Source organism: Phenylobacterium sp., assembly GCF_037968635.1.
GTDB lineage: Bacteria > Pseudomonadota > Alphaproteobacteria > Caulobacterales > Caulobacteraceae > Phenylobacterium.
Genome location: NZ_JBBKVV010000110.1, coordinates 38,452 through 47,485, shown reverse-complemented (window position 1 = coordinate 47,485; position 9,034 = coordinate 38,452). Strand labels below are relative to the sequence as shown.

Annotated in this window: 13 protein-coding genes; 7 read left to right on the top strand and 6 right to left on the bottom strand. The window is 69.6% G+C overall.

Translation table 11 applies throughout. The features are described from left to right. Together AAC997_RS13385 and AAC997_RS13380 are read right to left on the bottom strand one after the other, a co-directional pair. Positions 1-301: hypothetical protein (locus AAC997_RS13385; RefSeq protein WP_340646196.1), on the bottom strand; the 301-nt coding region annotated here is incomplete at its 3' end. A 148-nt stretch (positions 302-449) separates the two neighbouring features. Beyond that, the gene (locus tag AAC997_RS13380; protein WP_340646195.1) at positions 450-1,199 is read right to left on the bottom strand and encodes an endonuclease/exonuclease/phosphatase family protein; all 750 of its coding nucleotides are present in this window, start codon (positions 1,197-1,199) and stop codon (positions 450-452) included. A gap of 344 nt (positions 1,200-1,543) precedes the next feature. Here AAC997_RS13380 and AAC997_RS13375 point away from each other — a divergent pair, with 344 nt between their 5' ends. The 4 genes from AAC997_RS13375 to AAC997_RS13360 all read left to right on the top strand — a co-directional run bounded on the left by AAC997_RS13375 (position 1,544) and on the right by AAC997_RS13360 (position 3,735). After that, the gene (locus AAC997_RS13375; RefSeq protein ID WP_340646194.1) at positions 1,544-1,963 is read left to right on the top strand and encodes a PaaI family thioesterase; all 420 of its coding nucleotides are present in this window, start codon (positions 1,544-1,546) and stop codon (positions 1,961-1,963) included. A gap of 43 nt (positions 1,964-2,006) precedes the next feature. Continuing rightward, positions 2,007-2,759, top strand: coding sequence for a hypothetical protein (locus AAC997_RS13370; RefSeq protein ID WP_340646193.1), 753 nt, complete (start codon positions 2,007-2,009; stop codon positions 2,757-2,759). A gap of 230 nt (positions 2,760-2,989) precedes the next feature. Then, on the top strand, positions 2,990-3,355 hold the full coding sequence (locus tag AAC997_RS13365) for a hypothetical protein (RefSeq protein WP_340646192.1): 366 nt from the start codon (positions 2,990-2,992) through the stop codon (positions 3,353-3,355). A gap of 134 nt (positions 3,356-3,489) precedes the next feature. Then, positions 3,490-3,735 (top strand): hypothetical protein, encoded by a 246-nt coding sequence (locus AAC997_RS13360; RefSeq protein WP_340646191.1) that lies wholly within the window; start codon positions 3,490-3,492, stop codon positions 3,733-3,735. Between the two features lie 123 nt (positions 3,736-3,858). Here the strand turns inward: AAC997_RS13360 and AAC997_RS13355 are convergent, their stop codons facing one another. Further along, positions 3,859-4,134 (bottom strand): hypothetical protein, encoded by a 276-nt coding sequence (locus AAC997_RS13355; protein ID WP_340646190.1) that lies wholly within the window; start codon positions 4,132-4,134, stop codon positions 3,859-3,861. Positions 4,135-4,327: 193 nt separating this feature from the next. On the opposite strand from AAC997_RS13355, the gene AAC997_RS13350 reads away from it, so the two are divergent. Next, a complete protein-coding gene (locus tag AAC997_RS13350; protein ID WP_340646189.1) occupies positions 4,328-4,942 on the top strand; it encodes a hypothetical protein in 615 nt (204 codons plus the stop codon). Positions 4,943-5,010: 68 nt separating this feature from the next. Next, entirely contained in the window at positions 5,011-6,177 is a 1,167-nt protein-coding gene (locus tag AAC997_RS13345; protein ID WP_340646188.1) for a patatin-like phospholipase family protein, read from the top strand. On the opposite strand, the gene AAC997_RS13340 is transcribed toward AAC997_RS13345, so the two are convergent. Both AAC997_RS13340 and AAC997_RS13335 read right to left on the bottom strand, forming a co-directional pair. Continuing rightward, positions 6,174-6,764: a hypothetical protein gene (locus AAC997_RS13340; RefSeq protein ID WP_340646187.1), complete on the bottom strand. Its 591-nt coding sequence runs from the start codon at positions 6,762-6,764 to the stop codon at positions 6,174-6,176. The genes AAC997_RS13345 and AAC997_RS13340 overlap by 4 nt on opposite strands. Positions 6,765-6,819: 55 nt before the next feature. Then, complete coding sequence (locus tag AAC997_RS13335; RefSeq protein ID WP_340646186.1) at positions 6,820-7,380, bottom strand: NADPH-dependent FMN reductase; 561 nt, start codon at positions 7,378-7,380, stop codon at positions 6,820-6,822. A gap of 78 nt (positions 7,381-7,458) precedes the next feature. Between AAC997_RS13335 and AAC997_RS13330 the strand changes: the two genes are divergently transcribed. Further along, a complete protein-coding gene (locus AAC997_RS13330) occupies positions 7,459-7,878 on the top strand; it encodes a CBS domain-containing protein (RefSeq protein WP_340646185.1) in 420 nt (139 codons plus the stop codon). A 43-nt stretch (positions 7,879-7,921) separates the two neighbouring features. On the opposite strand, the gene AAC997_RS13325 is transcribed toward AAC997_RS13330, so the two are convergent. After that, complete coding sequence (locus tag AAC997_RS13325) at positions 7,922-8,947, bottom strand: lysine-2,3-aminomutase-like protein (RefSeq protein WP_340646184.1); 1,026 nt, start codon at positions 8,945-8,947, stop codon at positions 7,922-7,924. Between the last annotated feature and the right edge of the window lie 87 nt (positions 8,948-9,034).

Sequence of the window (9,034 nt, the reverse complement as noted above, 5' to 3'; positions counted from 1 at the left end):
GGCCGTCAGGCCAGCGTTGTTGGAGGTCGAGTTGTTGGGCTCGGATCGCGTCGGCGCCGGCGGGGCTGAGCGGGATCAGAGCGCGCATCTGGGGCAGGATGGCGCCCGCGCGCGGGGTGCGTTGGGCCGGCTCGAACATCGCGATGAGGGCCGCGTCGTCCTTCTGAACGAGGCTGACATAGGCCGCTTTGGCGATGGTCTCGGCCTCCGCATCGATCTTCAGGCCGTTGCAGGCGGTCAGAGCCAGAAGGGCGGCGATGGCGAGAAAGCCGACCGTGGCGCGGCGTGACGTGGCGATCATCGGGTCCCCCAACCTGAAGATGCAGGTTGCAGGCTGGACGTGCGGCTGTCTACCCCCGCGGCGCGGGGGCGCGTCGCCCGCCGCGGGTCACTCCACGGGCTCCAGGTCTTTGTGCGGAGTTACGGTGCCACTGTATGAAATAGGCAGCTCATATACCGTCGCCGACCAGCAGCCTTCGGATCACGCTAACGCGCCGTCCTACCCCTCCTCGAACTCCACGCACAGCGGCACATGATCGCTGATCTTGGCCGCCACCCAGTCTGGGTGTGAGCCGAGGGTGACCGAGTGGAACGCGGGCGGCCAGGGCCCGCGAGGCGAAGACATAGTCGATGTGGTAGGGGCTTTGGGACGACCAGCGGTGAAAATGGGTCGCCTGGCTCTCCGCGCCGTGGGCCTCGCCGTGATGTTCGTGCCAGACGCTCCTCAGGCCCAGGGCCTCGAACCGCTCCAGCACGTGGGCGAAGCGGCGCGATGGCGAGCGGCCCGGGTCCCACCGGACGTTCTGGTTGAAGTCGCCGGCGCAGAGGCTGTCACCCTCCGCCAGGAAGTCGCCCAGTTGCGTCAGGGCGCGGACCGTGGGGGCGACGTAGTCCTTGGCCGGCAGGGTCCAGACGCCCAGCACCCGCAGGGTCTGGTTCTGGCGGACGGCAGTGACCGGCAGGAACCAGCGCTCCTCGCAGGACGGGGCGGGGGTCAGGCCCCAGCCGTCGAAGCCCAGGACGGCGAGACCCTTGCCGCCTTGCGGATCGCCGGTCCAGACCGCCGAGACACCTTGCGGCAAGGCATGCAGGTCGGCCTCGCCCACCTCGGAGACCACCGCGATGTCGGGGGCCAGCCCCATCAGGCCCGAAAGCTTGCGATCCAGCCGGTCGTGACAGTTCCAGGCCACCACCCGCATCAGCCAGCATCTCCCCTTTGGTCGGCGATCACCCTACCGGCAATCGCTGCGCCTGGGGAAACGACGGCGCAGCCCGCTCACCGGTGCCTCAGCGGTATCGTTCGTGTGGTTCGTGTGGTTCGTGTGGTTCGTGTGGTTCGTGGACAATCTGATCGGCAGCGCCGCGCCACCGCCGCAAGACTTGGAACCACGAACCTCACGAACCACAAGAACGGGGCTCACCTCCGGGTCCGGGATGAATCTGGGCCCCGGCCTACGCCGGGGTGAGCGGTGTTTGGGAGGGTCTGGGGCCGGCCTCCGAATCCGCTAGGGTGGCGCACCTCCCACGAGCCGGAAGTCGCCCCATGAACTCGCCCACCCCCTCCCTCAACGAAACCCTCGGCCAGCAGCGCGTGGTGTCGAACGCCGACGGCCGCGCGGTGATCGAGTATCTGGCCGGGGCGCATATGTGCCACTCGGGCGGGGTGGTGCAGGGCGGCTTTATCAGCGGCTGGATCGACGCAGCCATGGCGCACGCGGCGATGAGCGCGGCCGGGGGCGAGGTGACGCCCATGTCCCTGGAGCTGAAGGTCAGCTTCTTCGCGCCCGCGCGGCCCGGCCTGGTGATCGCCGAGGGTTGGGTGGAGCGGCAGGGGCGCTCGGTCTGTTTCCTGGAGGGGCGGCTGACGGACGCGGCCGGCGCCGTGCTGGCCAAGGCCTCCTCCACCGTGCGGCTGATGGATCGCGCGCGGGTCGAGGGGGCGGCGCGGGCGGCGACGCGCTGAGCCCGACCTGCTAAGCTTCGCCTTTGGGTCGTAGGGGGCGTGAATGCACGGACTATGGATAGCTCTGGCCCTGGTGGCCACGCCCGCGATGGCCCAGGCGCCCGATGCGGCGTTGGCGCGCGCCGAACAGATGGGCCGGCTGATTTACGACCACGATCAGGCGGCCTGGCACGCCACCGATGAGATGCGCCGTCAGGTGGCCAGCTCGCCCGCGTCCGGCGGCTGGGTGGTCGAGCCCCGTGACGGGCTGTTGCGGGTCATCTTCTATGACGACACCAGCGGCGCGGCGCGGGCGTTCTTCTGGGCCGACATGCGGGGCAAGGCGGTCGTCGCCAGCCACCGGGTGACCCCCGAGGAGGACGCCCGCCTCACGCCCCGTCAAACCCGCCTGGTGCAGGCCGGCGCGGCCGCCAGGGCGGAGCGCAAGACGCCGTGCACGGACGCGCCCTTCAACACCGTGATCGTCCCGCCGGAGAACGACGCGGGGCCCGTGACGGTCTATCAGCTGACCCCAATGACGAGTTCGGGTGTCTATCCGCTGGGCGGGCACTACCGGGTCGATGTGGGCGCCGACGGCCGGATCACCGGGGGTCGGGATTTCACCAAGGCCTGTTTCAACCTGAACATGGCGGGGGCGCCGCCGGGGGGCATCCCCGGCGTCACCCACCTGATGGACCCCAGACCGACGGAGATCCACGTCTTCCTGTCGCTCTGGATGGGCAGGCCGCTCTACGTGATGACGGGAGAGGACTCGGTCTGGATCGTGGACCAGGGGCGGATCGGGCGGGGCAAGTAGGGGCCGTGCGGCTGATGGATCGGGCACGGGTCGAGGGGGCGGCGCGGGCGGCGGTGACCACGCCTCCCGGTTACGGTGACAGTGCACTCAATGCCTAACGCGCTGGAGGTTAAATGCACTGTCACCGTATTGCCACCGGGTCGAGGGGGCGGCGCGGGCGGCGACCACCTCGCCTTCCACCTGACCGTCATCCTCGGGACAAGGGCCAGGATGACCGTCATTATGGGGTCATGCGCCGGACACTCGCCCTCATCTCAGCCCTGACCCTGGCCGCAGCCGCCCGGGCCGCCGAGCCCGAGGATGACGCCCTGGTCTGTGCGCCGACGCTGGCGGAGACCGCCGCGGCGATCCGGGCCGTGCCGGGGCTGGCCCTGTCGCCCACCGAGGAGGGCCGGGACTTCACCTCGTTCCGGCACGATCCGACGGGGACGCTCTACACCTTCACCCTGCCCGGCGCGCCGGGGCATCCGGCGGTGTTGAAGCGCAAGATGGTCCCGATCGAGAATGGGGCGGCGCTGTTGCTGTCGGCCTGCGGCTATGGCGACGACCAGGCCGGCTTCGAGGCGCTGAAGCGGGGGTTCGGGGCGCGGGACTGAGGTCGGGCGTCGGCACAAGCCCGACGATGACGGTTGAACGGCGGGGCGCCTCGGCGGGAATCCACACCTTGGGATGGAACCTTGGGCGCCGTTACGCAATCAGGCTTCATCCGGGAAATTTTTGGAGAGCCAACATGCGTAACATCCTTATTGCCGCCACCGCCGCCTGCGCCGCCCTCAGCCTCGCCGCCTGCGAAAGCAAGACCGACAAGGTCGCCGAAAAGCAGGCCGACGCCCTGGAAGCCCAGGCGGCCGCCACGCCGAATGAAGCCGAGGAGAACGCCCTGAACGCCAAGGCCGACGCCATCGAGCAGCAGGCGGGCAACGCCGACGGCGGCGCGACGACCGCCAACACCCCCGACACCTCGCTGTCGAAGTAATCGATCCCGCTTCGGCCAGCTGGCCGACGACGGACAGGGCCGCCGCTTCCGGACGCTACCGGAGGCGGCGGCCTTTTCGTTGGGCGCTGTCGGCCCCGGCGGCGGGGCGCCTTGCGTCCCGGCTCAGTCCACCGGCTCCAGCTCCTTCGGCGCGGTGACGCGGCGGGTCCTGGTCTGGGCCTTGGGTTTGGGCAGCAGGCGGAAGCGGGTCTGGCACCAGGCGAAATCGACGCCGATGTCCAGCAGGGCGTCGGCGCGTCCGCAGGGGCAGGCGAAGTCCATGACGCCGAAGACGCGGTAGCTCTCACCCGCCACCAGGGGCACTGGCCGGCCCGTGCCGTGGTTGGGGGCGACATTGACGCATATCACCAGATCGCCGGGACCGACCGCGTCGCTCATGGCTTCATCCTCCGTGCTTGCGGGAAAGATGAGGCTGCGGCCCGCGCGGGGCAAGGCCCTGTCGGCCGTGGGGTTGACATTTGTTCTTGTTTTGTTCGACAATCAGCCACGCCCGTGGCAGGATCGAGCGGTGTCGAGGTTCGATGAGAATTGGGGGCCGACAAACCCGTGGCGGCATCCGCGGGACCGCATCGTGCCGGACTTCGACCATACCGGCGGGTGGAAGCCCTCGGCCTACCGGGCGGCCATCGGGCGGGTGATCTGCGCGCGGGTGGAGGTGGGCGAGACCATCACCTCCATCGTCGCCGATCCGGAGATGCCGTCTCGCGCGACGCTGTATCAGTGGCTGAAGGTGCACGAGGACTTCGCCGCCGAGTATGGCGAGGTGCGCCGGGTGTTGGCGGAAAACAGCCTGTGGTCGCGCGACCACGTCGACGCCCAGCGGCGCGACTATGCGGTGCGGTTCGGCAAGGGTTTGCACAAGGGCGGGCAGAAGAGCCGCTACACGCTCTGCCGGGCCTGGGCCTTCTGCGAGGCGGTGGCCGACGGGATGACCCTGGCGCAGATGCGGGCGCATCCGCACCTGCCAACGCCGAAGATGGTTTATCGCTGGCTGCGGCAGCGGCCGGAGTTCCGGGCGATGTACGAACGCGCCCGCGTGCGGCAACGGATGAACCTGCAGCTGGATATCGACATGGTGGTGGACCGGGTGGAGCTGACCGGCCTGCGCGCCGCCAAGCGGGACGTGGCCTATCTGGAGGGCCGGATCGGGCGGCTGACACCGAAGAAGTACCGGACCAGGCTATAACAGGAGCGATGGGCGGGGGCGCGCGTTCCCCCCTCGCCTTGGCGATCCAGCCACGCCAGAATGGACCCATGCCTGATCGGACGATCAACATGCTGGGCGGGCTGTTCCGCACCCGCCTGCCCGCCCCGCCCGCCGGGGTGCGGGCCATGCTGCCGGGCTTCGAGGGCGTGCGGTTCAGCGTCGAGCAGGCCGAGGACAGCCTGAACGCGGCGGCCGTGCGGCTGTCGCTGCCGCGCTCGGCGGTGGCGCGCAAGGACTTCAACATCCTGGCCATCTCCGGCGGGGCGGCGGGCGGCGCGTTTGGGGCGGGCGTGCTGGTGGGGATGACCAAGGCCGGCAAGCGGCCCCACTTCGCCATCGTCACCGGGGTGAGCACCGGGGCGCTGATGGCCCCCTTCGCCTTCCTGGGGCCCGCCTGGGACGAGCGGCTGGCCGACGCCTATACCGGCGGCCACGCCAAGAACCTGCTGTCCATACGCCGGTTGGCGCCGGCCTTCGGGTCGGGGATTTTCCAGGCGGCGAACCTGGAGGAGCTGGTGGACTCCTTCATCGACGCCGCCGTGGTCGAGGCCGTGGCGGTGGAGCATGGCAAGGGCCGCCGCCTGCTGGTGGCCACCACCAACCTGGACAGCCAGCAGACCTGTATCTGGGACATGGGGGAGATCGCCGCCCGCGGCGGCGAGGCGGCGCTGGTGCTGTTCCGCGACATCCTGGTGGCCTCGGCCAGCCTGCCTGGCCTGTTCCCGCCCCGCAGCTTCCCCTGCGAGGCCGATGGCGTGTCCTATGAGGAGATGCACGTGGACGGCGGGGTCTCGGCGCCCCTGTTCATCATGCCCGAGGCCATGCTGCGCTGGAAACAGCTGGGGCGGCTGTTGAAGGGCGGCCGCATCTATGTGGTGGTCAACACCGTGCTGGAGCAGGCGCCGCAGACCACCAGCCCGAACCTGGCCGCGATCCTGGTGCGCAGCTTCGACACCATGCTGCGGTTTTCGTACCGTAACGCGCTCTCCAACGCGGCGACCTTCTGCGCCGGGATGGGCCTGCCGCTGTCCTTCACCTCGATCCCGGACGCGGCGGAGAACGGCAACATGCTGTCCTTCGACACCGCCAACATGAAGCGCATCTTCGACGAGGGCGTCGCCCAGGCGCAGGGATCGAACCTGTGGATCACCCCGGTGGCCGAGCCCCCGACCCTCGGCCAGCTCATCGAGAGCATGACCCGGCCGAGGACCTAGCGGCCCAGCAGCCGCGCCAGCCAGCCGGGTTTCGGCGGCGGATCGGGCTCGCCGAGACGACGCAGCCGGGTGAATTCGATCTCGCCCCAATCGGCGTTGTCCTTGTCCGGATGCCAGCCGCACAGCGCCTCCGCCAGGTCCTTGGGCAAATCGAAGACCATGTCGACATCAGCCTCGTCGCCCCCCTCCTCCGCCTGGACCGCGCGGGCCTCGGCCAAGATGGCGGCCAGCTGCGGCGGCGGGTCGCCCTCGATGTTGAGGTCTGAGAGGCCCCGCTCCGGATTGTGGTCGATGGCCCACGTGCAGACGCCGTCCTTCCAGCCGCTGGCGCCGCTGAACATCACCGTCTCGCTGCAATAGGCGCTGATCAGCCGCGCGCCCTGGGACAGGGTCGCGAGCTCGGCGGCCTTGAAGTCATCGATCTCGCCGCGCGCCAGCAGCACCCAGCCGCTGGGCAGTTCGGCGCAGGTCTGGGCGCGGCGCTGGTAAAACTCGGCGGGCTCGCCGCTATCCTCCAGGCCCAGCCGCGCCAGCACCTCGTCCTTGGCGAGCCCCGACACGGCGACCCACGACAATGTCAGACCCATCCGCCTGCTCCCCCTCAAGTGGAGCTTGCAGATTAATGTTCCGTCTTCGTTCTCGTCAAGCCGACTTGAACCGCGCCACCCACGCGGCGAAGGCCACCAGGTAGCTGGCCAGATACTTGCCCGTGGTCTCGTCGGTGAGGTTTCCCTCGGCGTCGAACTTCTCGTGGGCGCGGAACACCAGCAGTTCGGGCTGGGGCATGGCGTAGGAGTTGGTGAACTCGAAGGCCTGGCGCAGCTGGCTCTGGCCGCGGGCCGAGCCGGTCATGCCGGGGCTGGCGCCGATGATCCCCACCGGCTTGGCGTCCAGGGCCGCGCCGCGCGGCGGGCGCGAGGCCCAGTCCAGGGCGTTCTTCATCACCGCCGGGACGCCGTGATTGTACTCCGGCGTCACGAACAGCACCGCGTCGGCGGCGCGGATCGCGGCCTTCAGCGCCGCCACGCCCTCGGGATCGCCGGCGGCCTCGACGTCGCCGTTGTAGAGCGGCACCGGCAGCAGATCGAAGGCCGCGATGGTCATGCCGTCGGGCGCGGAAGCTTGCGCGGCGCGCAGCAGGGCGCGGTTGTAGGAGGCCTGGCGCAGGCTGCCGGCCAGGCCCAGCACGCGAAGGTCGGTCATGATCGTGGGGGCTCCTGGCGGAACGAGGGCGGGGGTGAAGGGTTTTGGTGTCTAGTTCAACACATAAAGGACCACCCCATGAATGTCAGTGAAGCCATGACCGCCCAGGTCGCGACCGCCGGTCCGACCGACAGCGTCCAGAAGGTGGCAGGCATCATGCTCAACATCGAGACCGGCGCCGTGCCGATCGTCGAGGGCGACAAGGTGGTGGGCCTGGTCACCGACCGCGACATCATCCTGCAGGTGGTGGCCAAGGGCGGCCCGCTGACCACGCCGGCCAACGACGTGATGAGCGGCGACGTGCAGACCTGCCGCGAAGGCGACAACCTGGCCGACGCCGCCGCCCAGATGGCCCATCACCAGATCCGCCGCCTGGTGGTGGTCAATGACGCCGGCAAGCTGGTGGGCATCCTGAGCCTCGGCGACATCGCCACCGACTACGGCGCCAAGGTGGTGGGCAAGACGCTGGAAGAGATCTCGACCGACAACGACGCGTAGGCTCTTAGAACCCCTTCTCCCCTTGCGGGAGAAGGAGTTCTCTCTAGACCTTCGGCGGATAGGGGTGGAGCGTTCCATTGGGATCCTCCACCTCGCCGTCGTGGCCGAGATAGTCCGGCCCCACCGGCACCTTGCCGTGGCCGCCGGGGATATCCAGGACATAGGTCGGCTGGGCCAGGCCCGAGAGCCGGCCGCGCAACTCACGCATAACCGCCTGGCCTTCGGCCAGGGTCGTGCGCAGGTGGCTGGTGCCGCGCGCCAGGTCGCCGTGGTGCAGGTAGTAGGGCTTGATCCGGGTCTCCACCATCGCCCGCAACAGGGCCTCCAGCACCGCCGGGTCGTCATTGACGCCCTTCAGCAGCACCGTCTGGCCCACCATGGGGATGCCCGCATCGACGAACTTGGCGCAGGCGGCGCGGGCGGCCGGCGTGAGCTCCGACGGATGGTTGGCGTGCAGGGCGACATAGACCGCCTTGCCCGGGGCCTTCAGCGCGGAGACCAGGGCGTCGGTGACGGCGTCGGGGTCGACGGCCGGGACCCGGGTGTGGAGACGGATGACCTTCACGTGGTCGATGGCCGCCAGGCGTCCCATGATCGCAGCCAGGCGGCGCGGCGACAGCACCAGCGGGTCACCACCGGTGAGGATCACTTCCCAGATCTCCGGGCGCCCGGCGATGTAGGCGATGGCGGCGGTGAGCGCCTGGGCCGACAGGGCCGGAACCTCCGCGGTGGGCCCCACCATCTCGCGGCGGAAGCAGAACCGGCAATAGACCGCGCAGGTGTGGGTGACCTTCAGCAGCGCCCGGTCGGGGTAGCGGTGGACGACCCCTTCGGTCGGCATGTGGCTCAAGTCGCCCACCGGATCGGCGTCCTCGCCCGGCAGGACGGTAAGCTCGGCCAGGTCGGGCAGGAACTGGCGGGCGATCCCCGGCTCGTCCATCAGCTCGGACATGGCCGGCGTCACAGCCACGGCGTACTGCGCCGCCACCCGCTCCAGGGCGGGCAGTTGCTGAGCCTCGATGAGGCCCGCCTGCGCCAAGGCAGGAAGGGTGCGAAGGGTGCGGGTCACAGGCCGCCCCTATGACGCAAAGCGGCCCCTACGGCAATCTTGTCGCCCAGGCTTGAGCGTGGCACGTCTGGCGTATTCTTAAGCAGC

Excerpts from the sequence above, each read along its gene's own strand:
- AAC997_RS13380 (WP_340646195.1), bottom strand. The coding sequence starts at position 1,199 with ATGCGGGTGGTGGCCTGGAACTGTCACGACCGGCTGGATCGCAAGCTT.
- AAC997_RS13375 (WP_340646194.1), top strand. The coding sequence starts at position 1,544 with ATGAACTCGCCCACCCCCTCCCTCAACGAAACCCTCGGCCAGCAGCGC.
- AAC997_RS13370 (WP_340646193.1), top strand. The coding sequence starts at position 2,007 with ATGCACGGACTATGGATAGCTCTGGCCCTGGTGGCCACGCCCGCGATG.
- AAC997_RS13365 (WP_340646192.1), top strand. The coding sequence starts at position 2,990 with ATGCGCCGGACACTCGCCCTCATCTCAGCCCTGACCCTGGCCGCAGCC.
- AAC997_RS13360 (WP_340646191.1), top strand. The coding sequence starts at position 3,490 with ATGCGTAACATCCTTATTGCCGCCACCGCCGCCTGCGCCGCCCTCAGC.
- AAC997_RS13355 (WP_340646190.1), bottom strand. The coding sequence starts at position 4,134 with ATGAGCGACGCGGTCGGTCCCGGCGATCTGGTGATATGCGTCAATGTC.
- AAC997_RS13345 (WP_340646188.1), top strand. The coding sequence starts at position 5,011 with ATGCCTGATCGGACGATCAACATGCTGGGCGGGCTGTTCCGCACCCGC.
- AAC997_RS13340 (WP_340646187.1), bottom strand. The coding sequence starts at position 6,764 with ATGGGTCTGACATTGTCGTGGGTCGCCGTGTCGGGGCTCGCCAAGGAC.
- AAC997_RS13335 (WP_340646186.1), bottom strand. The coding sequence starts at position 7,380 with ATGACCGACCTTCGCGTGCTGGGCCTGGCCGGCAGCCTGCGCCAGGCC.
- AAC997_RS13330 (WP_340646185.1), top strand. The coding sequence starts at position 7,459 with ATGAATGTCAGTGAAGCCATGACCGCCCAGGTCGCGACCGCCGGTCCG.